Raw genomic sequence first — 23,200 nt, forward strand, 5'->3', positions numbered from 1 at the left:
TCAGTCAAAATCGGCCTCGTCCTCGGCACTCATCTGCGTCGACGTCGTCACCTTGCTCATCCGTATCCGCGTCACGTCGCCGCTGGCGGCGTTCATCTCGACCTGTTCGATGCTCTTGTCGCCGGCGAGCTTGAGATTGCCGATCAGCTTGGCCATGCCGGCGTCCTTCGGGCTCAGGACCAGATTCCAGCGCGCGCCCCTGGCGTCACCCTTGACGTCGAAATGCTTGGCCAGCCCGGACAGGTCGCCCGAGAACAGCGAGAACAGCACGCCGCCGACGGTGCGAACAACCGGCTCCTTGTCGGCGGTCAGCTTCATCAGCGTCTCCTTGCCGTCCTTCTGGACGATCTCGTCGCGGGCCACCTGCAGCCGCTGGTCGAACGGCTTGACCGTATGCCAGACGACGCCGCGTTTCTTTTCGACGACGAAATGGCCGCTGGCGGTCAGCGTCTTCTTCACGCCGACGAGCTGACGCTCCTGCACGAACTCGCCGCGGATCACCGGCGCGTCGACAAGGCGCTTCTGTACGTCCTGCAGCAGCTTGCCATCGGGATCGGCGTGCGCCAGTGCCGGGAGCAGCAGGGTCAGAGCAAGCAGGCGTTTCAGCATGGAACGGGTTCTCCGAGTTTCTCGAACAGCACCGGCGGCGACATGAAGCACATCTCGCGCGTTGCGATCTCGACGGCGACCTGCACCGTGTAGCCCTTGGTCAGCCGGGTGCCGGTGTCGGCATCGCGGATTTCGTAGCGGATCTTCAGCCGGTTTTCCCACTCGACGATTTCGGCGCAGATCTCGATGCGCTGCTGGTAGACGAGCGGCTTGGCGTAGCGGATGTTCAGCTCGATCACCGGCCAGGCGTAGCCCGAATCGCGCATTTGCGGATAGTCGTAATCGAGAGCCTGCAGCAGTGCGGTGCGTGCGTATTCGAAATAGCGCACGTAGTTGCCGTGCCAGCAGATGTCCATCGGATCGAGATCGTGGAAGGGGATGACCCACTCGACACTCGTGCCGCGGGGCGGCTTGGCGGACTTATTCATACAGCTTCCATTGCTGATGCTGGATGCCGTCGACGAGGCGGCGCAGCGTGGGTTCGAGCGCCACATCCTCGTTGATGAAGGCGATGTCGTCCGCGAGCTGCCTCACAAAGGCGTCGGCGCCGGGCTGCAGCGGCATGGCACCCTCAAGGGTGGCCTGCCGCAACGCAAGGCCCTGACGCACGGTGACCAGCATCGCCGCGGCGACCTGCTCGGTCAGCTGCAGCACCCGCAGGCAGTCGCGCGTGGCGATCGTGCCCATGCTGACCTTGTCCTGGTTGTGGCATTCGGTCGAGCGGCTGAATACCGACGCCGGCATCGTGTTCTTCAGTGCCTCGGCGGTCCACGCCGATGCGCTGATCTGCAGTGCCTTGAGGCCGTGATTGATCGATGCACGCGGGCCGGTGGCGCCGGACAGGTTCGCCGGCAGTCCGTGGTTGTAGCGCGCGTCGACCAGCAGGGCCATCTGCCGGTCCAGCAGGTCGGCGACGTTGGCGACGAGGTTCTTCAGGCTGTCCATCGCGAAGGCGATGTGGCCGCCGTAGAAATGGCCGCCGTGCAGCACCCGTTCGCCGTCCGGGTCGACCAGCGGGTTGTCGTTGGCGCTGTTCAGCTCGTTCTCGATCACGTTTTTCAGGAACGGCAGCGCGTCGGCCAGCACGCCGATCACGTGCGGCGCGCAGCGCAGCGAATAGCGGTCCTGCAGGCGGTGGTCGTTGCGGCCGGCCTTGTTGTCGCCGAGATCGGCGCGCAGCCAGCCGGCCACGCCCTGCTGGCCCGGGTGCGGCTTGGCGGCGAACAGCGTTTCGTCGAAGTGCTGCGGATTGCCGTCGCTGGCGGCAACCGCCAGCGCGGTGATCCGCGTCGCGAGCCGGGCCAGATACTCGGCGCGCTCCCACGCCAGGCAGGCCAGCCCGGTCATCACCGCTGTGCCGTTCATGATCGCCAGCCCTTCCTTCGGTCGCAGCTTCAGCGGCGTCAGGCCGAAACGCGCCAGCGCATCAAAGGCCGGCAGCGGTTGGCCGTCGACACGTACTTCGCGCTCGCCGCACAGCACGGCGGCGACGTAGGACAGCGGCGTCAGGTCGCCGCTGGCGCCGACCGACCCTTCCTGCGGAATGCGCGGCAGGATGTCGTGTTCGAGCAGCGCGGTCAGCTGTTCGAGCAGGCCGGCGCTGACGCCCGAGTAACCCTGCGACAGCGACGTCAGCCGCGCGGCAAGAATCGCCCGGGTTTCGGTGTCGCCGAACACTTCGCCGTAGCCGCAGCCGTGATAGGTGTACAGGTGGTGCGGCAGCTCGTACGCCAGCGAGACCGGTACGGCGACGGTGCATGAATCGCCGTAGCCGGTGGTGACGCCGTAGATCACGCCGTCCACGTCGAGCAGCTTGTCGAGGAAGGCTGCGCCGCGGGCGATGCGGCCGGTGAATTCGTCGTTGCCGGACAGCGCCGGGCGGGCTTCGCGCCGCGCCAGCCGGGTGATGTCGGCAACGGTCAGGCGGCCTTCGCCGAAGGTGACCGGGCCGGTGCGGGTCGCACCCTGAAGAGGGGAGCCGGATTTGTTCGTCATCGTTCGGACCAGAAAGGATAGAAGTTGAACCACTGCAGCGGCGCGACGCGGCATTCGGCTTCGAGCAGCGCCGCGTAGCCGGCAGCCAGCGCTGCAATCGCGCCGCGGCGATCGGCGCGCGGCAGCACGACGCGCTCGGCCAGCAGGCGCACGGTGATATGGAAATGGTCGCGTCGCCGGCTGGACACCAGCGCGATCAGCGGGCATTTGAGGACGGCCGCCAGTACATAGGGGCCGATCGGCAGCGGCGCCGGTGCGCCGAGGAAGGGCACGTCGACGGTATCGGGGCGTTGCGACACCGGTACGCGATCACCGGCGATCACGACGAATTCGCCGGCTTCAACGCGCTCGGACAGCAGCACGGCGGTCGCGGCGCTGACCTCGCTGACCTGGATCAGCCGGATGTGCGCTTCCGGGTGGGTCTCGCGCAGCAGCCGGTTGAAGCGCTCGGCGTGCTTGGTATGGACGAGGATGTTGAGGCGGATGTTGCGGCGCGTTTCACCGAGCTTCCGGAGCATCTCGAAATTGCCGATGTGCGCGGTCATCAGTACGCCGCCACGGCCGGCATCGATGACCGACTGCAGGATTTCGCCGCCGTCGCGGCGGATCTCGGTGTCGTCGAGGTCGCCGCGCCAGACCAGGAGTTTGTCGAGCACGGTTTCGGCGAACGACGCGAAATGGCGCAGCACGCTGGCCAGATTCGGCGCCGGCGTGACACCACCGCTGAACGCATGCAGCCGGGCCAGATAATCGCGGGACGCCGCACGGGCAACCCGGTGACTCAATACGTACCAGCTCAGGATCGGGTAGAGCACCAGCCGGAACGGCCAGCGGCCGAACAGCTTGTAGATGCCGACCAGCAGCCGGATGCCGCCGATGAAGCCGGCTTCGCCGATCGACGCCCAGTGACTGTCCGGAGCGCGGTTCATCGCTGTGCACCCAGATGCCGCGCCAGCAGGCGTGGCGAGCGGCGGAGCATGCCGAAGAACAGCCGCGTGTGCATCCTGCTGATGCGGACGTTGTCGCGCCAGTAATCGAAGTGCGAGACGCCGTCGGCCGGATAGCGCACCCGGGTCGGCAGGTTGACGACGGGCACGCCGGCCCAGTCGAGCCGCACCAGTACTTCCGGGTCGAAGTCCATCCGGCGCGCCTGCGGCATTGCGCCGAGCACCGGCAGCGTCGGCGCGAGCGGGTAGATCCGGTAGCCGCACATCGAATCGGTGATGCGCAGGCTCAGCGTGTTGATCCACACCCAGACGTGGGTCGCATAGCGGCCGTAGAGCCGGCCCTTGGGCACCGAGTCGTCGTAGACCGGACAGCCGGCGATCACTGCGTCGGGATGGGCTGCCATCTCGGCGAGAAAGCGCGGCACGTCGGCGGTATCGTGCTGGCCGTCGGCGTCGATCTGCAGCGCGTGGCTGTAACCGAGCGCCGCAGCCTCGCGAAAGCCGCTGACACAGGCCGCGCCCTTGCCCTGGTTGTGCGTATGGCGCAGCAGCGTCACGCCGTCCAGGGTGGCGAGCCGGTCGAGCACCGCCGCGCAGTGCGGTTCGCTGCCATCGTCGACCAGCAGCACCGGCAGATCGTGCCCGCGCAGCGCGTCGACGACGGCGCCGATCGCATGGCCGTGGTTGTAGACCGGAATCACTGCGATGCAGCTCATGCGGCGTCTCCGCCGAACACGATCTTGCCGCTCGAATGCGCGCCGGCATCGGAGGTGTAGGCAAAACCGAGCTGCTGCTTGTCGGCGGCCCAGGTCAGCGCCAGCGTGACGGTCATGCCGGGCTGGATGATGCGCTGGAACTTCAGCTGACGCATGCCGGCGAATTCGCCGGTGATGCCGAAACGCGCCCGGCCATGACGGACCGCCCAGTCGATCTGCGCGACGCCGGGCAGCACCGGGGTCTGGTCGAAGTGGCCGTCGAAATGCGCCAGATGCGGGCTGATCGACAGCGTCAGTGTCAGGCCGTGTTCGTCTCGGGTTTCGGTGACGATCTCCGGCTCGGTCGGCGGGGCGAACAGTGCGGCGAGCAGCGATTCGGGCGTCTTGCCCATATCGTTCTGCGGCAGCGCGGCGACGTAGCGCCAGCGGCGCGGCAGGCCGACCCGTTCGATGTCGCCGGCCAGTGCATCGCGCAGCCGCCTGTCCAGCGATGCCTTGCCGTCGCGTGCGAGTGCCGCGCAGCCGGCCGCGCTGAGGACGACGACGGCGGCGACTTCATCGCGCTGCCGGCTCAGCAGCAGCGTTCTTGCCGTGTCGACCTCGTTGCATCCGGCCAGCAGCTGTTCGATCCGGCTCAGCGACACGCGTTTTTCCTCGACCTTGACGATGCGGTCGGCGCGGCCGAGCAGGGTCAGGCGGCCGTCGTTGATGGCCGCACGGTCGTTGGTCGCCAGCCAGCCGTCGGTGGCGAGGAAGGGCGAACGCACCTGCAGCAGACCGTCGTCGTCGAGTGCGATCTCGACGCCGGGTTGTGGCGTCCAGGCATCCTGCGGGTCGTGGCGATGGGCGATGCCGCCGGTTTCGGAGCTGCCGTAGACCTCGGTGATCCGCGACCCGAGCAGGGCGCGCGCGGCGAGGTTGGCGTCCGGCGGCAGCGGGCCGCCCGACGAGAACACCGCGTCGAAACGGGCTGCGATGGCGCCACGGTCGGGCACGGTCGGAATGCGCTTGAGGATGGCCGGGCTGGCGACGAGCACCTGCGCACGGCGGGCCGGCAGCGACCAGACCGATTCGGGATAGGCGAGCGTGTCGCAGTCGAAGGCACGGCCGGCGGCCAGCGGCCACAGGACGCGGAACAGCAGGCCGTACAGGTGCTGGTGCGGTACGGTCGCGACAATGCGTGCGTCCTGCGGTATCGCAGCGCCGAAAGCGGCTTCGAGCGCATCGGTTTCGTTGCGCAGCTGGTCCAGCGTTTTGGCGATCGAGCTGGGTGCACCGGTCGAGCCCGAGGTGAAGACCCGAAGCGACGGCGTGCCGCAGGGTTGGCCGAGTGCGTCGCCCGCCGGCGCATGCGCCCAGTCGTGCAGGACCGAACCGGGCGTCTCACCGATCCACGGCAGCGTCAGTGCCGCGTGCGTGGCCGGCAGCGTATCGCCGGGGACGGTGACGGTGAGACCGTTGCGCCATGCGGCGAGCAGCCAGACGGCGAAGCGGTAGGTATCGGTGTCGAACAGGGCGACGTTTGTGGCGTCGAGTGCGGCCAGCGCGTGCGTTGCGGCGTTGACGTCGGCGCGCAGCGTATCGCGGGAAATCGGTGTGTCACCGCGCCAGGCGATGACGGGATGGTCGGGGCTCGGCCATGAATCAGGCATTGCGGCTTCCATTGCGGTGCATGACGATGCGGCGGACGAGGTATTCGCAGGCGCCGAGCGTGCCGATCAGCACATAGGCGATCAGGCCGTTGTACAGCGCCCAGACGGACTGCGGCTGCGTCGTCGTCCATAGCGCGATGCCGCCATTGAGAACGAAGAACACGGCCCAGACCTGGGTGACGCGGCGCGTGTACGCGACGCCTTCGGGCGGGAGTGCGGGTGTCGTCAGGCGTGCCAGCCGTTCGATGATCGGCGGCGGTCGGACGAGGCTGGCGCTGAAGACGGCGAACAGCACGGCGTTGACGAGTACCGGGTAGTAGGTCAGCGGTAGCGACGAGCGCGACACCAGTGCCGCGATGCCGAGCAGCGCGGCGGCGAGGCCCAGCCAGCGCGCCGTGCGCGGGCCGATCAGGCCGGAACTGCGCGCACCACGTACCTTCTTGCTGAAGGCCAGCGGCAGCAGCACGAGGCCTGCGAGCCAGAAAGGCCAGCCTTGCCACTGGCACAGCCAGAACAGCAGCGGCAGCGCCACACCGGCGGCGATGCCGAACACCCGGTTCATTGCCGCCTTACTGTTGCAGCAGCGCGTGTACGGCGTCGACGACGTCGCCGACGGTGCGCACGCTCTTGAATGCGTCGGGCTGCATCCGCTTGCCGGTGTGTTTCTGCAGCTTTACGATCAGGTCGACGGCGTCGATGCTGTCGATGTCGAGGTCGTCGTAAAGCCGCGCGTCGAGCGAGATGCGTGATGCCTCGATCTCGAAGGTTTCTTCGAGCGTCCTGGCAATCCAGTCGTAGATGTCCTGCTTTTGCATGGCGTGGCCTTACTTGCTGCGGTTGGCCGCGACAAAGGCGGCGAGGCTCGCGACCGAGCCGAAATGTTTGCGGGTTTCCTCGGACTCGGCCGACAGCGACAGGCCGTAGCGCTTTTGCAGCGCAACGCCTAGCTCGAGCGCGTCGATCGAATCGAGGCCCAGCCCGTCGACGAACAGCGGCGCATCGGTGTCGATGTCGGCCGGGGTCAGGTCTTCGAGGTTGAGGCTCTCGATGATGAGTGCCTTGATTTCAACAGCCAGATCGGACATTCGGGACTAACTCCGGGTAAAGAACTGCGTCAGCCAGTCGGTGAGCCGGCGCGCGGCGAGCGCAGGCTCCTGGTCGAACAGCTGGTCCGGGTGCACGTCATCGTGCACCGTCAGGATGAAATGCGGTTTGCGTTGCGGCACACGGTACCACTTGCTGCCCTTGGTCAGCATCGGTTCGGAGACCGAAATGCTGACCGGCGTGATCGCCAGCGGACCCCGCACGGCGATGTTGGCGGCGCCGCGCTGCAGGTTCAGCGGCTGGCCCGGCACGCTGCGCGTGCCTTCGGGAAAAACGATCAGGTTGTTGCCGGCGCGGACCGAGGCCACGCAGTCGTCGACCACGGCCGGACCGCCCGCGTTGCTGATGAATCCGGCGAAACGCACGGGCCCGCAGGTAAAGGGATTGTCCCACAGTGCGGCCTTGACGACGCAATCGGGACGCCGGACCAGCGACATCAGCAGCACGACGTCGATCAGCGACGGATGATTGGCGAGCACGAACAGGCCGTTGCGCCGCAGTTTTTCGGCGCCACGGACTTCGTAGCTGATGACGCCGACCAGTGCCATCAGGCCGGAGAACAGGCGCATGCCGTAGTGCAGGGTGTTCTTGGCGGCCTGCCGCCGGCGCGTCCTGCCGGGCAGGAGCTGAAGCAGCGGCAACAGCACGCAGAGGATGACGAGGCCGCCGAGACCGAAGACGCCAAAGCAGAAGCCGGTGGCGCCGATGCGCCACATGCGGTTGAGCGTGCTCACATCGCGCTCCGGACGATCTGCCAGCCGCCGCGAATGCTCAGCGGCAGCGCGGTCTCGCCGCCGAGCAGGAAGTGCAGCAGGGAGAGTGGTGTTGCGTCTTCGGTGCAGGCCGCGCCCGTCCCAAGCGTGAAATCATCGCCGGCAACAAGGTCGAGCGTCAGCGCGAACGGTGCTTCGGCCGTGTCGGCATAAGGCTGGTACAAGGCCGGCAGCGGCTCGTCGCTGAAGCACAGCAGGACCGAGGCTGCGCCGTCGGCCAGCTGGCTACAGGCTTCAAGCAGTCCGGCCAGCGCGGTTTCGGGACCGGCGGCGATCGCGGTCACCGGCGCGTGGGTGCGGGTGGCGATGGTGAACAGGCCGGCGGTCGCGTTGTGTACGGCCATGCTGAACGCCTGCGGAGACACCGCGCCGTCGCGGGCAAGCGCCTGCAGCAGCGGCACGGTCCGCGTGGCTTCGCCGTGGCGGCTGGCATGGATCAGCGGCTGGCCGTGGTAGGCGATGTCGGGGGCGTAAAGGGTTTCGAGCGTCATCTTGCCGAGCCGGTCTGCGCGGCGGCGCAACATGGCCGGCATCGCGTCGACCTTCGGTGACGCATCGCCGTGCGGCAACGTGCCGTCCCAGCCCGACCAGGCTTCGCGCGTTTCCAGACCCGGCGCCCACGCCGACCACTGCCTCAGGCAGAAGCGCAGTGTGGAGGTCGGCGTAGTGGACATGACGTTCGTAAGCAAAATGGAGAATTTCTAATGGTATCGCGCCGCAAGGACGGCGCTCAACGCACGCTCATGCGGGTCATCATCGGCTTATGCTTTCGCCAGGCTGTCTTTTTGGTCGAGTGCCTGCAGCCATGGCGATGTCATGACCGTCGTGGCGATGGCCATCAGCAGCATGGCCGAGAAATACGGTTCGGCGATCAGCCCGAGCTGGCGCCCCAGATTGAGGACGACGAGTTCCATCATGCCCCTCGTATTCATCAGGATGCCGAGCATCCATGCGTCGTGGCGCGGCATCAGCGTCAGCTTGCCGGCGAGCAGGCAGCCGCCGACCTTGCCGATGACCGCGACCGCCGTCATCAGGGCGGCCAGCCACCAGAGCCCCCCTGAGAGCAGTGCGCCGAGGTCGGTCGACAGACCGATGGCGGCGAAAAAGCACGGCAGCAGCCAGCGGCACAGCGGCGACAAAAAACGTTGCAATTCTACAACTACTTGCGGATTGCGTGGCAGCAGCAGACCGATGGCGAAGGCGCCGAGCAGCGCATGCAGGCCGAGCCAGGCGCTGGTCGTGGCCGACGCGGCGACATACAGCAGGACTTCGGCCAGTGCCGCGACGCGTCCGGTCGCCAGTGCCGGCGCGATGGTCGCGAGCCGGCGCCGCAGCGGGCCGAACAGCAGGGCGGCGTAGGCCGCTGCGACGACGAACTGGAACGGGCCGTGACCGCCGTGCTGCGGCAGCCAGGCAAAGATCAGCACCGCGAGCAGCGCCCAGCTCAGCGCGTCGGTCAGGACCGCGCAGGCAATGGCCTGATTGCCGATCACCGTACCGGCCAGACCGCGCTCGGTCACGATGCGGGCGAGGACCGGCAAGGCGGTCATGCCGCTGGCGAGCGCGATGAACGCCAGGGTCATCGGCGGCAAGGGCGCGCCAAGCCAGCGCGACGCGCTCCACGCGGCCAGTCCGCCCAGCGCGACCGGCAGCACCATGCCGAGCTTGCTGGCCAGCACCACCACGCGGGGTCGCTGGCGCAGTGCGCCGAGGTCGAATTCCGCGCCGAGCAGGAACAGGAAGAGCACGGCCCCCACGTCGCCGATCTTGCCGATCAGCGAAATGGTGGCCGGCGTGAACGCCAGTGTGCCGAGCGCCGGCCAGACACCGGTCAGCAGCGTCGGCCCGAGCAGGAGCCCAGCGGCGATTTCGCCGATGACCGCCGGCTGGCCGACAGCACGCGCGAGTGCAGCACCCAGGCGGGTGGCGACGAGAACGAGAACGAGCGCGACGATCAGGGTCAGGGCGGACATGGGCGGGCACGGAGGAGGGGGCGGTGCGCATTATCGTGCGATTCACGCCGCCCTGCTGTGACGGTGTGTTGCCGGCGCCAAAGTGAAAAATGGCGCGGTGAATGTTGACGGACGTCAAAAATGGCGGCGGGACGGGGCGGATAATTCGGAATCATTCTCCTTTTCGATGCCGAGGCCTGCCGTGATCCTGAATCTTGCCGAACTCCAGACGCAGCAACCGGCCCGTGTTCAGGCGGTCGGCACCTCGGCCGAGCTGACCCAGCGGCTGGCCGCACTCGGGCTGCGGCCGGGGCGCGACGTCGAGGTGATCCGCCGGGGCTGGCTGGGCGGACCGCTGCAGCTCAAGGTCGGTGGCACCGAATTCATGCTGCGCCGGGCCGAGGCTGCGCTGATCCGGGTTGTCGCACCGTCGGCCGAGATCGCGCCTGCACGCGCCGGCGGGGTGACGGCATGAAGCGCGTCGCCCTTGTCGGCATGCCGAACACCGGCAAGTCGACGCTGTTCAACCGGATCACCGGCGGCAATGCCCGCGTTGCCAACTGGCCGGGGCTGACGGTCGAACTCGCCAGCCACCGCGTGCTGCTCGGCGGCAGCATGGTCCAGCTGGTCGACCTGCCGGGGATCTACGACCTGACCGGTGGCGCCGAGGACGAACAGGTCGCGCAGCGTTTTCTTGCCGACACCGACCTTGATGCAGTGCTGCTGGTGCTCAACGCGACCCAGCTCGACCGGCAACTGGCGCTGGCGCTGCAGCTCAAATCGGTCGGCGCACGGCTGATCGTTGCACTGAACATGGCCGACGAGGCCAAGCGCGGCGGTTTCGACATCGATACCGATGCACTTTCCGAAACGCTCGGTAGTCCGGTGCTGAAAATCAGTGCCAAGTACGGCCACGGCGTCGACGGACTAAAGGCGCTGCTCGCGACCAGCCTGAACCAGACGGCGGCACGGCTCGACTTTGCCCGGCTCAGGCCGGCCGAAGCCAGCCGCGATGCCGAAGCCGCGCTGTATGCGCAGGCGGTGCGCCGGCCGCCGACGCTGTCGCCGGGCCCGACGCAGAAGCTCGACGGCTGGCTGCTGCATCCGCTGGCCGGTCTGCCGCTGTTCGTGCTGATGATGGCGCTGCTGTTCCAGCTGACCTATGCGATCGGTACGCCGCTGCAGGACGGCGCCGAGGCGCTGCTCGGCAGCGTCAAGGATGCATGGCTGGTGCCGCTGACCAGCGGGCTCCCGGAGTTCCTGTCCGGGCTGATCGTCAGCGGCGTGTGGGACGGCGTGACCACGGTGCTGACCTTCGCGCCGCTGATCTTCGTGTTCTTCTGCCTGATGGCGGTGATCGAGGATTCGGGCTACTTCGCCCGCGCCGCCTTCATGATGGACGGCATCATGGCGCGCGTCGGCCTCGACGGCCGCGGCTTCGTGATGTTGATGATGGGCTTCGGCTGCAATGTACCGGCGCTGATGGGGACGCGGGTTATCCGCGACCACAAGGCGCGGCTGCTGACGATGCTGACGATTCCGTTTTCGCTGTGTTCGGCGCGGCTGCAGATCTTCCTGTTCTTCGCCGGCGCGCTGTTCGGCCCGCGTCAGGCACCGTGGGTGCTGCTGTCGCTGTACTTCGCCAGCATCTTCATTGCGCTCGGTACGGCCTTGCTGTTCCGCAAGTATTTTCCGTCGCGAGAGCCGTTCGCGCTCGAGCTGCCGCCTTACCGTCTGCCGGTGATGAAGCACGTGGTGTTCCGCGGCTGGAACGAGTGCAAGTCCTTCCTGAAGCTGGCGACGACGATGATCGTGATCGGCGTGGTCGCCGTGTGGCTGCTGACCAACTATCCGAACCCGCAGCACAGCTACGCCGAGGTGATCGCCAACTTCTTCCAGCCGCTGCTGTCGCCGATCGGCATCCAGGCCGAGCTGTCGATCGCGCTGCTGTTCGGATTCGTCGCCAAAGAAGTCGTGCTCGGCGCGCTGGCGGTGATCGCTGGTGCCGACGGCGCGCAGCTGGCGACGCATCTGGCGCAGACGCTCGACCCGGTCTCGGCCTACAGCTTCATGCTGTTCGCGCTGACCTATGTCCCGTGCGTGGCGACGATCGCGGCGATGAAGAAGGAGTCGAAAAGCACCGGCTTCACCGCGTTCTCGGTCGTCTGGTCGCTGGTGCTGGCTTGGATGCTGTCCTTTGTCTTCTACCAGGGCGCGCGGGCGCTCGGCTTCTGAGCGTGGTCAGAAGGGCAGCGCGCGCACGCGCGGTGCCGATGCCACGCCGATCGCCAGTGCCACCATCAGCGCGCCCAGATACAGGCCGAGGAAGCCGGCGGTACTGAGCTTGCCGACCAGCGGCCGGGCGACGCCGAGGAAGGCGGCAAACGCCCACGACGCCGCCGAGACGCCGCCGATGCACGCAAGGCGCAGTCGCTGCGTGCGGCACAGCTTGGCCCGCTCCATGGAGGTCGGCAGCAGGCGTGGCAGCGCATAGTGATGCAGTGCGGCACCGTTCAGCGTCAGCACGCAGACGACGAAGAGCTTGCTGATCAGCTTGGGCTTGGCGATCAGTTCTTGCCAGCCCGGCCAGTGGCCGAAATCGAGCACGATGATGGAGAGGCCGGTGCACCACAGCACCCCCAGTGCCACCAGCACGACGCGGCTGACCAGCTGCAGCAGGGCGCGATCGCCCGGCCCGGTGCGCTGGCCCATGATTTTCAGGTCGGCGAGCACCGTTGCACCGATGGCGACGCAGCACGCGATCAGGTGGGGATAAACTAACAGTAGTCGTAAGGTTTCTTTCATGGTTGCGCTTACTCGCAGGGTATTGGCGGCGATCCTAGGGCGTCCGGCTGCGCCTGCCGCTGGGCCGCGACGACTGGCCGCGTTCCGTTGCGATTTGGCAATGTTCCCCGCAAGCAAGACGTGCGATGGGCGGCGGGTTAAAATGGGCGGTTTGCTATCCGCGCGACCCGTACGCCCGCAATGAACCTGCTTGTCCTTGGACTCAATCATCAGACTGCCCCGCTGGCGGTGCGCGAGCGGCTCGCCTTTGGCGACGCCGAGCTGCCCAAGGCGCTGGCCGAGCTGACGCAGGTGCGCGGCGTGCAGGAAGCCGCGATCGTCTCGACCTGTAACCGGACCGAGCTGTACTGCAACGCGCGCGATGTCGACGCGGTGCTCGGCTGGCTGGCCGCCAGCCGCGGTCGCAGCGTCGACGACATTGCCAGCCACCTGTACCGCTACGAGCACGATGCCGCCGTGCGCCATGCTTTCCGCGTCGCCTGCGGCCTCGATTCCATGGTCGTCGGCGAAACGCAGATTCTTGGCCAGCTCAAGGACGCCGAACGCGCCGCGCGCAGCGCCGGCAGCCTCGGCGTGCTGCTCAACGGCCTGTTCCAGCGTGCCTTCCAGGTCGCCAAGGACGTGCGCACCGAAACCAGGATCGGCGCGTCGTCGGTGTCGATGGCCGCGGCATCGGTCCGGCTGGCCGAACGGATCTACACCAGCGTGTCCGAATGCAGGGTGCTGTTCGTCGGCGCCGGCGAAATGATCGAGCTGTGCGCCGCGCATTTCGCCGCGCAAAAGCCGCGCGGCATCGTCATCGCCAACCGCACGCTCGAACGTGGTGAAACGCTGGCCGCGCAGTACGGCGGTGATGCGATGCTGCTGACCGATATCGGCGCCCGCCTGGCCGAATTCGACATCGTCGTCAGCTCGACCGCCGCGCCGCTGCCGCTGATCGGCAAGGGCATGGTCGAGCGGGCGCTGAAGGCGCGCCGCCGCAAGCCGATCTTCTTCGTCGACCTCGCGGTCCCGCGCGACGTCGAAGCCGAAGTCGGCGATCTGGCCGATGCCTATCTGTATACCGTCGACGACCTGTCCGAGATCGTCCGTCAGGGCCTTGCGAGTCGCGAAGGCGAAGTCGTCGCTGCCGAGGCGCTGGTGGCCGAAGGCGTGGCCGCATTCAAGCAGTGGCAGGCGACGCGCGCGCTGGTGCCGACGATCCGCGAACTCAAGGATCAGGCCGATCGCGTGGCGCGCAACGAGCTGGCCCGGGCGAAGAAACGCCTGGCCGCCGGCGACGACATCGACGACGTGCTCGAGCGCCTGGCCGAGCAGGTTGCCGCAAAAATACTGCATGCCCCGCTCGCGAGCCTGAACGCGGCATCCCCCCAAGACCAGGAACCGCTGGCCGCCTGTACGCGGCGGTTGTTCCGCCTACCCGACCAGACATGAAACCGTCGATCCAGACCAAACTCTCGCAACTGTGCGACCGGCTTGAAGAAGTGGGCGCGCTGCTCGCGTCCGAAGACGCCACGCGCGACATGGACCGCTATCGCAAGCTGACGCGCGAACACGCCGAGCTTGAGCCGGTCGTTGCGCTGTACAACGCCTTCCGGGCGTCCGAAGCCGACATCGCTGCCGCCGAGGAAATGCTGTCCGATCCGGACATGAAGGAAATGGCCGAGGAAGAAATCGCCTCGGGCAAGGCACGCATCACCGAGCTTGAAGTCGAGCTGCAAAAGGCGCTGCTGCCCAAGGACCCGAACGACGAGCGCAACCTGTTCCTCGAAATCCGCGCCGGCACCGGCGGCGACGAGTCGGCGCTGTTTGCCGCCGACCTGTTCCGGATGTACACGCGCTACGCCGAACGCCAGCGCTGGCAGGTCGAGATCGTCTCGGCCAGCGAATCCGACCTTGGCGGCTACAAGGAAGTGATCGCACGCATTGCCGGCTTCGGCGCGTACTCGCGGCTCAAGTTCGAATCGGGCGGTCACCGCGTCCAGCGTGTGCCGGCGACCGAAACCCAGGGGCGCATCCACACCAGCGCGTGCACCGTTGCGGTGATGCCCGAGGCGGACGAAGTCGGCGAAATCGACATCAACCCGGCCGACCTGCGCATCGACACTTTCCGCGCCAGTGGTGCCGGCGGCCAGCACATCAACAAGACCGACTCGGCGGTGCGCGTCACCCACCTGCCGACCGGCATCGTCGTCGAGTGCCAGGACGACCGCTCGCAGCACAAGAACAAGGCGCGCGCGCTGGCCGTGCTGGCGGCGCGGATCAAGGACGTGCAGGACCGCGAGCGCCAGAGCAAGGAAGCCGCCGAGCGCAAGAGCCTGATCGGCTCGGGCGACCGCAGCGAGCGTATCCGCACCTACAATTTCCCGCAGGGCCGGATGACCGACCACCGGATCAACCTGACGCTGTACAAGCTCGACGCGATCATGGATGGCGACCTCGACGAGCTGACGCAGGCGCTCGTCAACGAGCAACAGGCCGAGCTGCTGGCGCAGCTGGGCGAATGACCGGACGGCCCGCACTACGCGGGCCGTTTTGTCGTGTGCCGCAACCATCGCCTAGATTGGAAGCACGACAGATCCGGGAGAAACATGATGAACGGGCACGGCAAGCGTTACAGCAACGGCGAGGTCACCATCCTGTGGCAGCCGGAGAAATGCATCCATTCCAAACGCTGTTTCCACGGCCTGCCGGCGGTGTTCGATCCGGCCAGCCGCCCGTGGATCCGCATCGAGGCGGCGGCAAGCGCCGAGATCGTCCGGCAGGTGAACGACTGCCCGTCGGGCGCGCTGAGCCTCGTCGACGAGCGCCATTCGCCCGATGCACCCAAACCGGACATCCCCTGTATCGAGCTGCAGCCCGAAGGGCCGCTGCTGGTGCACGGGCCGGTGACGCTGCGGCTGGCAAACGGCGACGAGCAGGCCTGCGACGGGCCGCGCACCGCGCTGTGCCGTTGCGGTGCATCGGCGAACAAACCGTTCTGCGACGGGTCGCACAGAAAGGTCGGCTTCAAGGGCTGACTTTGGCGGAAGTGAATCAACAGGGAGAAGACATGGTTGAAGCGATGGACGAAGTCGATCTGTTCGTGATCGGAGCCGGTTCGGGTGGCGTGCGCGCGGCGCGGATCGCGGCCGGTTACGGTGCGAAGGTGGCAATCGCCGAGGAGGCGAATTTCGGCGGCACCTGCGTCAACCGCGGTTGCGTGCCGAAAAAGCTGCTGGTCTACGCCAGCCGTTATCGTGGCGATTTCGACGAGGCGGCCGCGTTCGGCTGGCGGGTCGGCGAGACGGCGTTCGACTGGGCGACGCTGATCGCCAACAAGGACCGTGAAATCGCCCGGCTCGAATCGGTGTACCGGCGCAACCTCGACAAGGCCGGCGTCGCCATCCACGCGCAGCGCGCGGTGATCGAGGACGCGAATACCGTACGGCTAGCCGACGGCAAGCGCATCCGCGCCGGCAAGATCCTGATCGCTACCGGCGGGCGGCCGTATCGCGGCCCGGCGTTCGAGGGGCAGGAGCTGGCGATCACCTCGGACGAAGCCTTCCACCTGACCGAGCTGCCGCGACGCATCCTCATCGTCGGTGGTGGCTACATCGCGGTCGAGTTTGCCGGCATCTTCGCCGGGCTGGGCAGCGAAACGACGCTGGTCCACCGCGGCGAGCGGCTGCTGCGCGGCTTCGACACCGAACTGGCCGACGAGCTGGCGAGCAGCTACGGCCGCAACGGCATCGGCCTGCGGCTCGGTGCGACGGTCAAGCGCATCGTCCGCGACGCGTACGGGCTGACGGTCAGCCTGTCGGACGGCAGCGTCGCGCACACCGACGTGGTGATGCTGTGTACCGGGCGGCGGCCGTATACCGGCGGGCTCGGACTCGACAGTGCCGGCGTGGCGCTGGCGCCGTCCGGCGCCATCATCGTCGACAGTCAGTCGCGCACCAGTACGCCGTCGGTGTTTGCCGTCGGTGACGTCACCGACCGCGTCAACCTGACGCCGGTGGCGATCCGTGAAGGCCATGCGTTCGCCGATCGCGAATTCGGCGGCACGCCGCAACCGATCGATTACGACCTGATTCCGACCGCGGTGTTCTCGACACCCGAACTCGGCACCGTCGGCCTGCCCGAAGCGGCGGCACGCGAGCGCTATCCGCAGCTCAAGGTGTTCCGCACCGGTTTCCGGACGATGCGTTCTGCGTTTGCCGAAGGCGAGGACAGGATGCTGATGAAACTGCTGGTCGACGGCGCGACCGACCGCGTCGTCGGCGTCCACGTGCTGGGCGACGCGGCGGCCGAAATGATCCAGCTGGCCGGCGTGGCGCTGACTGCCGGTGCGACCAAGGCGCAGTTCGACATGACGATGGCGCTGCACCCGAGCGCGGCCGAGGAACTGGTGACGCTGCGGCAGGCGTCGTAGCGGCGTGAATAGTTGGCGGAACCGGGAAGGGTGATGGCCACTCAAAACCGGTTCAATAACAAGGAGAAACCATGAAAAAGATCATTCTCGCCAGCGTGCTGGCACTGAGCACCGGTTTTGCCGCTGCCGCCTTCGTCGGCCCGAACAGTGCGCCGCTGATGACGACGGCCGCCGACGCCGCCAAGGCCGACGACGACGTGCCGGTGGTGCTCGAGGGCTACATCGTCAAGCAGGTCAAGGGCAGCCATTACGAGTTCCGCGACAATACCGGCACGATCCAGGTCGAGATCGATCATGACAAGTGGCCGGTGCAGAACATCACGCCGCAGATGAAGGTAAGGCTGTCGGGCAAGGTCGACCGCAGCAAGTTCACCGGCTTCGAGGCCGTCGACGTCAAGCTGGTCGAGATCATCAAGTAAAGCCAACCCGCCATCCGGCGGGTTTTTTCATGCCGGTGCCGGCCGGCCGAGCTGGCCCAGGCAGAAGTCGCGGAACGCGCGCACGCGCGGCAGCAGCTGACGGGCGCCGGGCCGGACGATGTACATCGGCGTCGGCTCGCCCTGCCAGTCGGCAAGCGCCTGGGCCAGTCGTCCCGCCGCGAGGTCGTTGGCGACGTCGAGCCGCGACTTGTAGGCGACACCCCAGCCGCGCCGTGCCCATTCACTGACGATGGCGCCGTCGTTGGCGTGGCGCACCGGAGCCACCTGTACCGATTCGGTCTGGCCGTCGCGGTGAAAGCGCCAGCTGACGTGGGCGCTGTCGCGGATGCTGAACGCGAGGCAGGCGTGGCCGCTCAGCCCGGCGGGCGAGTCAGGCCGGCCGTGGCGGTCCCAGTAGGCCGGGCTGGCCACCAGCACCCGGCGGTTGTCCGGCGTCAGCGGTGTGGCGATCACGCTGCCGTCCTGCTCGCCGGCGCGGAAGGCGAGGTCGATCGAATCGGCGACCAGATCGTCGACCCGGTCGGACAGCGTCAGCCACGGCACGATGCCCGGATGCTGGCCGCAAAAAGCGTCGAGCCAGTCGACGACGAACTGGCGGCCGAAATCCGACGGCGCCGAAATCCGCAGCGGCCCGACCAGCTCGCCCCGGTGCGCGGCCAGTGCATCGCGGCCGGCGTCGAGTGCCTGCTGCGCCGCTAGCGCGCTGCGGTACCAGATCTCGCCCTCGGCGGTCAGCGACAACTGTCGCGTGCTGCGCAGGAACAGCCGCACGCCGAGCTGGGCCTCCAGCCGTTTCAGCGCCACCGACAGCGCGGCCGGCGTCTGGTTCAGGTCGCGCGCTGCACCCGAGAGCGAGCCGCGTTCGACGATGCGCAGAAACCAGTCCCAGCCCGGTGGTTCGGTCGCCATGCCTTGCCTTTATCAACATATTTTTGAATATGTTTTGAACATTACGCTGTTTTTCATTGGGTGTGCGGGGCGCATCATCGCTTCACCTCATCCGCTGGAGCAAAACGCGTGGCAACACTGAATGGAAAAACGGTCCTCGTCGTCGGCGGCACTCACGGCATTGGCCGCGCGGTGGTTGAAGCCACGCTGGCTGCAGGGGCAAAGGTGCACGCAGCCGGGCGCAGTGCCGATGTAGCGGCCGGCGCTGTGCCGCTGGCGATCGATCTGGCCGCACCGGCCCACTTCGGCGCTGCCGTCGCCGCGCTGCCGGTGCTCGATCACGTCGTGTTCAGCGCCGGTGCCCGCGTGTCGTCGCCGCGCTTTGCCGATGCCGATCTGGCTGAATGGCGGCTCGGTTTCGAGGTCAAGTTCTTCGGCACGATCGCGCTGATCCAGGCGCTGTTACCCAAGCTGGCCGCCGATGCATCAATCGTACTGACCTCGGGCGTGCTGTCGCGCAAGCCGTCGGTCGGTGGCGTGACCAAGGCAACGCTGAATGCCGCAACCGAAGCGCTGGGCCGCAACCTTGCCAAGGAGCTTGCGCCGCGCCGCGTCAACGTGGTGTCGCCCGGTGTCACCGCAACGGGGAGCTGGGGCAGCGGTGCCGCGCGCGACGACAGGCTCGCCGGCATCGGCGCCAGCCTGCCGCTGGGGCGGGTGGTCGAGCCGGCCGATCTGGCGCAGCTTTATCTTCTGGCCATGACGCAGGCCGCGATGACCGGTTCTGTCCTCGACCTCGAAGCAGGGGCCCTGCTATGAGCCGCGCCCTGTTTACCCCGTACAAGTTCGGTGGCGACACGCTGAAGAACCGCATCGTCATGGCGCCGATGACGCGGGCGCGGACCACCCAGCCCGGCGACATTCCCAACGCCCTGATGGCCGAGTACTACGCACAGCGCGCCGGTGCCGGGCTGATCGTTACCGAGGCAACGCAGATCAGCGCGGCCAGCCAGGGTTACTCGTTCACACCCGGGGTCTACAGCGCCGAACAAGTCAACGGCTGGCGCAAGGTGACCGACGCGGTACACGCCGCCGGCGGGCGCATCTATCTGCAGCTGTGGCACGTCGGCCGCGTGTCGCATCCGGTGTTCCACGATGGCGGGCAGCCGGTTGCGCCGTCGGCAATCCAGCCGCAGGGCACGCAGGTCTGGGTCGTCGGCGACGACGGCGTCGGCCGGATGCTCGATTGCCCGATGCCGCGGGCGCTGACGGTCGAGGAGATCGCCGAGATCGTCGAGGACTTCCGCGTTGCCGCGCGCAACGCGATGACCGCCGGTTTCGACGGCGTCGAGATTCACGGTGCCAACGGCTATCTGGTCGACCAGTTCCTGCGCAGCGTGTCCAACCAACGCGACGACGATTACGGCGGCAGCCCGCAAAAGCGGCTGCGCTTCCTGCAGGAGGTGGTGAATGCGGTCGCCGACGAGATCGGTGCCGAGTGCACCGGCATCCGGCTGGCGCCGTTCGTGACGTTCAAGGACATGGCCGACCCGGAAATCACCGGCACCATCCTGCTGGCCGGCGAATGGCTCGCCGGCAAGGTCGGTTACCTGCACCTGTCCGAGGCCGACTGGGACGACGCACCGCAGATTCCGGACGATTTCCGCGTGGCGCTGCGATCGCGCTTCAAGGACACGATCATCGTCGCCGGCCGCTATGACGAAGCACGCGCCGAAGCAGTGCTTGAAGCCGGCTGGGCCGATCTGGTCGCCTTCGGCCGGCCCTTCGTCGCCAATCCGGATCTGCCGGTCCGGCTGCAACACCACCTACCGCTGGCCGCGCTCGATCCGGCCACGCTGTTCGGCGGCAATGCCGCTGGCTATACCGATTACCCGAAATTTGCTGCACCAGGAGAACCCGCATGAAAGCCGTCGCCCTGAACCGTTACCTGCCGATCACCGATGCCGATGCACTGCTCGATGTCGAGCAGCCCAAACCTGTGGCCGCCGGCCGCGACGTGCTGGTGAAGATCGAGGCGATCGCCGTCAATCCGGTCGATACCAAGGTGCGCGCACCGAAGGACAAGGTCGAGACCAGCCCCCGCGTGCTCGGCTGGGATGCCGCCGGCGTGGTCGAGGCCGTCGGCCCGGACGTGACGCTGTTCAAGGTCGGTGATCCGGTCTACTACGCCGGCGACATCACCCGGCCGGGCTGCAATGCCGAGTACCAGCTCGTCGACGAACGCATCGCCGCACTTCGCCCGGCCAGCCTGAATGCCGCCGACGCAGCGGCACTGCCGCTGACGGCGATCACCGCGTGGGAAGCGCTGTTCGACCGGCTCGGCGTCAGTACCGCCGGTGCCGATCGTGGCAAGGCCGCGCTGGTCATCGGCGGCGCCGGTGGCGTCGGCTCGATCGCGATCCAGCTGGCCAAGGTCGTTGCCGGGCTGACCGTGATCGCCACCGCGTCGCGCCCCGAATCGCGCGACTGGGTCACGCAGCTCGGCGCCGACGCAACCGTCGATCACCGCGAGGACATCGCCGCGCAACTCAAGGCGCTCGGCCACGAGACCGTCGATTACGTGCTGTGCTTCAACGACACCGACCAGCACTTCGCCACGATGGCGCAGGTGATCGCGCCGCAGGGCAAGATCGTGTCCATCGTTGAAAACAGCACGCTGCTGGACCTGAACCTGCTGAAGTCCAAGAGCGCGACCTTCGTCTGGGAATTCATGTTCACCCGCGCGATGTACCGGACCGCCGACATGGTGAAGCAGCACGAACTGCTGACCGAAGTGGCGCGCCTGGTCGATTCGGGCGCGATCCGCACCACCGTCGGTGCGCACTACGGCGCGATCAACGCGGCCAACCTCAAGCGCGCCCACGCCACGCTCGAAGCCGGGCAGACGATCGGCAAGATCGTCCTCGCCGGTTTCTGAAGCCGCCGACCGCCGGTCCGACCCTTGATTTGACGACGTTTTCGCCGCTGCCCGGCAAAGCCGCTGCTGTATAATCGTCGGTTTTGTTCGGGCTGCGCGGTGTATGCACGTTTTTTATGACGAGGATGGCGGCTTCAAGGTCGCCACGGTGAAGGAGGCGCAGGCCGCCAGCTTCATGATCGAGGACGTGCGCGGCAAGCGCAGCAAGATCAAGGCGGCCAATGTGCTGCTGAAGTTCGAGCGGCCCGACCCGGCCAGCCTGCTGTCGGAGGCCGAGACGCTGGCCGCCGATATCGATGTCGACTTCCTGTGGGAAGTCTGCGGCGCCGACGAGTTCGGCTTCGAGGACATCGCTGCCGAATATTTCGGCGCCGGCCCGACGCCGCAACAGCAGGCGGCGGCGCTGATCCGCATCGCCCAGGCGCCGATGTACTTCTACAAAAAGGGCCGTGGCCGCTACAAGGCCGCGCCGGAAGAGAACGTCAAGGCGGCACTGGCCGGCGTCGAGCGCAAGAAGCGCGAGGCCGAGCAGATGGCCGCGTGGCAGGCCGAGCTGGAAGCCGGCAATCTGCCGGAAGCGTTCCGTGCAGGCCTGAAGCGACTGATCCACCGTCCGGACAAGAACGGCCTCGAGTACAAGGCACTCGCCGCTGCGGCCGATGCACAGCAGACCAGCGTGCTGCGCCTGCTCGAACGTGTCGGCGCGATCGCCGATGTCGAACAGTATTTCCTCGACGGCTTCGAACTCGAATACTTCCCCAAGGGTCGCGACGGCGTGACCGACGCCGCTATCACGGCGCCGGACGATCTGCCGGTCGCCGATGTCGAAGCCTTCTCGATCGACGACGTGACGACGACCGAAATCGACGATGCGTTCAGCATCAAGCAGCTCGCCAACGGCAACTGGGAGGTCGGCATCCACATCGCCGCGCCGGTGCTCGGCATCCCGCCGGGCAGTCCGCTTGACGCGCAGGTGTTCGAACGGCTGTCGACGGTATACTTCCCCGGCGACAAGATCACCATGCTGCCCGACTCGGCGGTGAACATCTTCACGCTGGAGACCGGCAGTGCCCGGCCGGCGGTGAGCATGTACGTCGAGATCAACCCGGGTTTCGACGTCGTCGCACACCGCTCGATCGTCGAGCGCGTGCCGATTGCCGCCAACCTGCGCCACGACCAGATCGAAACGCACTTCAACGAGGACACCGCCGGCAAGGATGGCGGTGACTACCCGTACAAGCGCGAACTGAATTTCCTGTGGCAACTGGCCAATGCGATGGAGGCCCGTCGCGGCCGCGCCGAAGACCCGAACGCACCGGTCCGGCTCGATTACAGCTTCTACGTCGACAAGCTCGCCGACGGGACGAAGAAAGTCCGCATCCTGCCGCGCAAACGCGGCTCGCCGATGGACAAACTCGTCGCCGAGATGATGATCTTCGTCAACAGCACCTGGGGCATGGACCTGCACAAGGCCGAGATTGCCGCGATCTACCGCGTGCAGGGGCAGGGCCGCGTGCGCATGACGACGCAGTTCGGCCCACACGTCGGCCTTGGCGTCGAGTGCTACGCGTGGTCGAGCTCGCCGCTGCGGCGCGCGGTCGACTTCGTCAACCAGACGCAGATCGTCGCGATGATCGGCGGGACCACGCCGCGCTTCGCCAAAAACGATGCCGAACTCTTCGGCGCGATCGGCGCGTTCGATACCGCGTATGCCGCGTACGGCGAGTTCCAGGACAAGTTGGAACGCTACTGGTGCCTGCGCTACCTTGAACAGGAGCAGCTGACCGAACTCTCCGCGACCCTGATCAAGGAAAACCTCGTCCGTATCGATGGTCTGCCGCTGGTAATGCGCGTACCGGGCCTGCCGGAATTGCCGGCCGGATCGACGGTCAAACTGCAAAGGCTGGCGATCGATTTTCTTGAACTGACCGTCGAATGCCGTCTGGCGACGATGTAACGGGTCCGAT

Annotated in this window: 25 protein-coding genes; 11 read left to right on the forward strand and 14 right to left on the reverse strand. The window is 67.1% G+C overall.

Annotation, left to right across the window (positions count from 1 at the left end):
• From JMJ54_RS14930 to JMJ54_RS14985, 12 genes are all read right to left on the reverse strand, one after another.
• Positions 1 to 609 carry an outer membrane lipoprotein carrier protein LolA gene (locus JMJ54_RS14930; protein WP_203539352.1) on the reverse strand — a complete coding sequence of 203 codons (609 nt, stop codon included), beginning with the start codon at positions 607 to 609 and terminating at the stop codon, positions 1 to 3.
• Positions 603 to 1,037 (reverse strand): acyl-CoA thioesterase, encoded by a 435-nt coding sequence (locus JMJ54_RS14935; RefSeq protein WP_203539353.1) that lies wholly within the window; start codon positions 1,035 to 1,037, stop codon positions 603 to 605. The genes JMJ54_RS14930 and JMJ54_RS14935 overlap by 7 nt, the downstream gene beginning before the upstream one ends.
• A complete protein-coding gene (locus tag JMJ54_RS14940; protein WP_203539354.1) occupies positions 1,030 to 2,604 on the reverse strand; it encodes an HAL/PAL/TAL family ammonia-lyase in 1,575 nt (524 codons plus the stop codon). The genes JMJ54_RS14935 and JMJ54_RS14940 overlap by 8 nt, the downstream gene beginning before the upstream one ends.
• Entirely contained in the window at positions 2,601 to 3,533 is a 933-nt protein-coding gene (locus JMJ54_RS14945; protein WP_203539355.1) for a lysophospholipid acyltransferase family protein, read from the reverse strand. Before JMJ54_RS14945 ends, JMJ54_RS14940 begins: the two co-directional genes overlap by 4 nt.
• Positions 3,530 to 4,267, reverse strand: a complete 738-nt coding sequence (locus tag JMJ54_RS14950) for a glycosyltransferase family 2 protein (protein ID WP_203539356.1) — start codon at positions 4,265 to 4,267, stop codon at positions 3,530 to 3,532. The genes JMJ54_RS14945 and JMJ54_RS14950 overlap by 4 nt, the downstream gene beginning before the upstream one ends.
• A complete protein-coding gene (locus tag JMJ54_RS14955) occupies positions 4,264 to 5,919 on the reverse strand; it encodes an ApeI family dehydratase (RefSeq protein ID WP_203539357.1) in 1,656 nt (551 codons plus the stop codon). Before JMJ54_RS14955 ends, JMJ54_RS14950 begins: the two co-directional genes overlap by 4 nt.
• A complete protein-coding gene (locus JMJ54_RS14960; RefSeq protein WP_203539358.1) occupies positions 5,912 to 6,481 on the reverse strand; it encodes a COG4648 family protein in 570 nt (189 codons plus the stop codon). The genes JMJ54_RS14955 and JMJ54_RS14960 overlap by 8 nt, the downstream gene beginning before the upstream one ends.
• A gap of 7 nt (positions 6,482 to 6,488) precedes the next feature.
• Positions 6,489 to 6,734 carry an acyl carrier protein gene (locus JMJ54_RS14965; protein WP_203539359.1) on the reverse strand — a complete coding sequence of 82 codons (246 nt, stop codon included), beginning with the start codon at positions 6,732 to 6,734 and terminating at the stop codon, positions 6,489 to 6,491.
• A gap of 9 nt (positions 6,735 to 6,743) precedes the next feature.
• Positions 6,744 to 7,004 (reverse strand): phosphopantetheine-binding protein, encoded by a 261-nt coding sequence (locus tag JMJ54_RS14970; RefSeq protein WP_203539360.1) that lies wholly within the window; start codon positions 7,002 to 7,004, stop codon positions 6,744 to 6,746.
• 6 nt (positions 7,005 to 7,010) lie between these two features.
• Positions 7,011 to 7,757, reverse strand: a complete 747-nt coding sequence (locus tag JMJ54_RS14975) for a lysophospholipid acyltransferase family protein (protein ID WP_308438015.1) — start codon at positions 7,755 to 7,757, stop codon at positions 7,011 to 7,013.
• Positions 7,754 to 8,470, reverse strand: coding sequence for a beta-ketoacyl synthase chain length factor (locus JMJ54_RS14980; protein ID WP_203539361.1), 717 nt, complete (start codon positions 8,468 to 8,470; stop codon positions 7,754 to 7,756). Before JMJ54_RS14980 ends, JMJ54_RS14975 begins: the two co-directional genes overlap by 4 nt.
• Before the next feature lie 87 nt (positions 8,471 to 8,557).
• Positions 8,558 to 9,769, reverse strand: a complete 1,212-nt coding sequence (locus JMJ54_RS14985) for a cation:proton antiporter (protein WP_203539362.1) — start codon at positions 9,767 to 9,769, stop codon at positions 8,558 to 8,560.
• A gap of 181 nt (positions 9,770 to 9,950) precedes the next feature.
• On the opposite strand from JMJ54_RS14985, the gene JMJ54_RS14990 reads away from it, so the two are divergent.
• Complete coding sequence (locus tag JMJ54_RS14990; RefSeq protein WP_203539363.1) at positions 9,951 to 10,223, forward strand: FeoA family protein; 273 nt, start codon at positions 9,951 to 9,953, stop codon at positions 10,221 to 10,223.
• Positions 10,220 to 11,983, forward strand: coding sequence for a ferrous iron transport protein B (gene feoB, locus JMJ54_RS14995; protein WP_203539364.1), 1,764 nt, complete (start codon positions 10,220 to 10,222; stop codon positions 11,981 to 11,983). Before JMJ54_RS14990 ends, feoB begins: the two co-directional genes overlap by 4 nt.
• A gap of 6 nt (positions 11,984 to 11,989) precedes the next feature.
• Here feoB and JMJ54_RS15000 read toward each other — a convergent pair whose 3' ends face one another.
• The gene (locus JMJ54_RS15000; RefSeq protein WP_203539365.1) at positions 11,990 to 12,553 is read right to left on the reverse strand and encodes a hypothetical protein; all 564 of its coding nucleotides are present in this window, start codon (positions 12,551 to 12,553) and stop codon (positions 11,990 to 11,992) included.
• Positions 12,554 to 12,733: 180 nt separating this feature from the next.
• On the opposite strand from JMJ54_RS15000, the gene hemA reads away from it, so the two are divergent.
• The 5 genes from hemA to JMJ54_RS15025 all read left to right on the forward strand — a co-directional run bounded on the left by hemA (position 12,734) and on the right by JMJ54_RS15025 (position 17,386).
• Entirely contained in the window at positions 12,734 to 13,987 is a 1,254-nt protein-coding gene (hemA, locus tag JMJ54_RS15005; RefSeq protein ID WP_203539366.1) for a glutamyl-tRNA reductase, read from the forward strand.
• Positions 13,984 to 15,060 carry a peptide chain release factor 1 gene (gene prfA / locus JMJ54_RS15010; RefSeq protein WP_203539367.1) on the forward strand — a complete coding sequence of 359 codons (1,077 nt, stop codon included), beginning with the start codon at positions 13,984 to 13,986 and terminating at the stop codon, positions 15,058 to 15,060. The genes hemA and prfA overlap by 4 nt, the downstream gene beginning before the upstream one ends.
• A gap of 84 nt (positions 15,061 to 15,144) precedes the next feature.
• Positions 15,145 to 15,573: a (4Fe-4S)-binding protein gene (locus JMJ54_RS15015; protein ID WP_203539368.1), complete on the forward strand. Its 429-nt coding sequence runs from the start codon at positions 15,145 to 15,147 to the stop codon at positions 15,571 to 15,573.
• Between the two features lie 32 nt (positions 15,574 to 15,605).
• On the forward strand, positions 15,606 to 16,967 hold the full coding sequence (gene gorA, locus JMJ54_RS15020) for a glutathione-disulfide reductase (protein WP_239000116.1): 1,362 nt from the start codon (positions 15,606 to 15,608) through the stop codon (positions 16,965 to 16,967).
• Between the two features lie 71 nt (positions 16,968 to 17,038).
• Positions 17,039 to 17,386 carry a YgiW/YdeI family stress tolerance OB fold protein gene (locus tag JMJ54_RS15025; RefSeq protein ID WP_203539369.1) on the forward strand — a complete coding sequence of 116 codons (348 nt, stop codon included), beginning with the start codon at positions 17,039 to 17,041 and terminating at the stop codon, positions 17,384 to 17,386.
• Between the two features lie 27 nt (positions 17,387 to 17,413).
• Here the strand turns inward: JMJ54_RS15025 and JMJ54_RS15030 are convergent, their stop codons facing one another.
• Entirely contained in the window at positions 17,414 to 18,316 is a 903-nt protein-coding gene (locus JMJ54_RS15030; protein WP_203539370.1) for a LysR family transcriptional regulator, read from the reverse strand.
• Positions 18,317 to 18,424: 108 nt separating this feature from the next.
• On the opposite strand from JMJ54_RS15030, the gene JMJ54_RS15035 reads away from it, so the two are divergent.
• The 4 genes from JMJ54_RS15035 to JMJ54_RS15050 all read left to right on the forward strand — a co-directional run bounded on the left by JMJ54_RS15035 (position 18,425) and on the right by JMJ54_RS15050 (position 23,190).
• Positions 18,425 to 19,114 (forward strand): SDR family NAD(P)-dependent oxidoreductase, encoded by a 690-nt coding sequence (locus tag JMJ54_RS15035; protein WP_203539371.1) that lies wholly within the window; start codon positions 18,425 to 18,427, stop codon positions 19,112 to 19,114.
• Positions 19,111 to 20,220, forward strand: coding sequence for an alkene reductase (locus JMJ54_RS15040; protein WP_203539372.1), 1,110 nt, complete (start codon positions 19,111 to 19,113; stop codon positions 20,218 to 20,220). The genes JMJ54_RS15035 and JMJ54_RS15040 overlap by 4 nt, the downstream gene beginning before the upstream one ends.
• A complete protein-coding gene (locus JMJ54_RS15045) occupies positions 20,217 to 21,233 on the forward strand; it encodes a zinc-binding alcohol dehydrogenase family protein (protein WP_203539373.1) in 1,017 nt (338 codons plus the stop codon). Before JMJ54_RS15040 ends, JMJ54_RS15045 begins: the two co-directional genes overlap by 4 nt.
• A 103-nt stretch (positions 21,234 to 21,336) precedes the next feature.
• Positions 21,337 to 23,190, forward strand: coding sequence for a ribonuclease catalytic domain-containing protein (locus JMJ54_RS15050; protein WP_203539374.1), 1,854 nt, complete (start codon positions 21,337 to 21,339; stop codon positions 23,188 to 23,190).
• Positions 23,191 to 23,200: the final 10 nt, after the last annotated feature.

Source organism: Jeongeupia naejangsanensis (genome assembly GCF_016865585.1).
Taxonomy (GTDB): Bacteria; Pseudomonadota; Gammaproteobacteria; order Burkholderiales; family Chitinibacteraceae; genus Jeongeupia; species Jeongeupia naejangsanensis.

Excerpts from the sequence above, each read along its gene's own strand:
- JMJ54_RS14950 (WP_203539356.1), bottom strand. The coding sequence starts at position 4,267 with ATGAGCTGCATCGCAGTGATTCCGGTCTACAACCACGGCCATGCGATC.
- JMJ54_RS14960 (WP_203539358.1), bottom strand. The coding sequence starts at position 6,481 with ATGAACCGGGTGTTCGGCATCGCCGCCGGTGTGGCGCTGCCGCTGCTG.
- JMJ54_RS15015 (WP_203539368.1), top strand. The coding sequence starts at position 15,145 with ATGATGAACGGGCACGGCAAGCGTTACAGCAACGGCGAGGTCACCATC.
- JMJ54_RS15050 (WP_203539374.1), top strand. The coding sequence starts at position 21,337 with ATGCACGTTTTTTATGACGAGGATGGCGGCTTCAAGGTCGCCACGGTG.
- JMJ54_RS14985 (WP_203539362.1), bottom strand. The coding sequence starts at position 9,769 with ATGTCCGCCCTGACCCTGATCGTCGCGCTCGTTCTCGTTCTCGTCGCC.
- JMJ54_RS14945 (WP_203539355.1), bottom strand. The coding sequence starts at position 3,533 with ATGAACCGCGCTCCGGACAGTCACTGGGCGTCGATCGGCGAAGCCGGC.
- gorA (WP_239000116.1), top strand. The coding sequence starts at position 15,606 with ATGGTTGAAGCGATGGACGAAGTCGATCTGTTCGTGATCGGAGCCGGT.
- JMJ54_RS15000 (WP_203539365.1), bottom strand. The coding sequence starts at position 12,553 with ATGAAAGAAACCTTACGACTACTGTTAGTTTATCCCCACCTGATCGCG.
- JMJ54_RS14940 (WP_203539354.1), bottom strand. The coding sequence starts at position 2,604 with ATGACGAACAAATCCGGCTCCCCTCTTCAGGGTGCGACCCGCACCGGC.
- prfA (WP_203539367.1), top strand. The coding sequence starts at position 13,984 with ATGAAACCGTCGATCCAGACCAAACTCTCGCAACTGTGCGACCGGCTT.
- JMJ54_RS15040 (WP_203539372.1), top strand. The coding sequence starts at position 19,111 with ATGAGCCGCGCCCTGTTTACCCCGTACAAGTTCGGTGGCGACACGCTG.
- JMJ54_RS14965 (WP_203539359.1), bottom strand. The coding sequence starts at position 6,734 with ATGCAAAAGCAGGACATCTACGACTGGATTGCCAGGACGCTCGAAGAA.
- JMJ54_RS14980 (WP_203539361.1), bottom strand. The coding sequence starts at position 8,470 with ATGTCCACTACGCCGACCTCCACACTGCGCTTCTGCCTGAGGCAGTGG.
- JMJ54_RS15045 (WP_203539373.1), top strand. The coding sequence starts at position 20,217 with ATGAAAGCCGTCGCCCTGAACCGTTACCTGCCGATCACCGATGCCGAT.
- feoB (WP_203539364.1), top strand. The coding sequence starts at position 10,220 with ATGAAGCGCGTCGCCCTTGTCGGCATGCCGAACACCGGCAAGTCGACG.
- hemA (WP_203539366.1), top strand. The coding sequence starts at position 12,734 with ATGAACCTGCTTGTCCTTGGACTCAATCATCAGACTGCCCCGCTGGCG.
- JMJ54_RS15025 (WP_203539369.1), top strand. The coding sequence starts at position 17,039 with ATGAAAAAGATCATTCTCGCCAGCGTGCTGGCACTGAGCACCGGTTTT.
- JMJ54_RS15030 (WP_203539370.1), bottom strand. The coding sequence starts at position 18,316 with ATGGCGACCGAACCACCGGGCTGGGACTGGTTTCTGCGCATCGTCGAA.
- JMJ54_RS14930 (WP_203539352.1), bottom strand. The coding sequence starts at position 609 with ATGCTGAAACGCCTGCTTGCTCTGACCCTGCTGCTCCCGGCACTGGCG.
- JMJ54_RS14970 (WP_203539360.1), bottom strand. The coding sequence starts at position 7,004 with ATGTCCGATCTGGCTGTTGAAATCAAGGCACTCATCATCGAGAGCCTC.
- JMJ54_RS14935 (WP_203539353.1), bottom strand. The coding sequence starts at position 1,037 with ATGAATAAGTCCGCCAAGCCGCCCCGCGGCACGAGTGTCGAGTGGGTC.
- JMJ54_RS14955 (WP_203539357.1), bottom strand. The coding sequence starts at position 5,919 with ATGCCTGATTCATGGCCGAGCCCCGACCATCCCGTCATCGCCTGGCGC.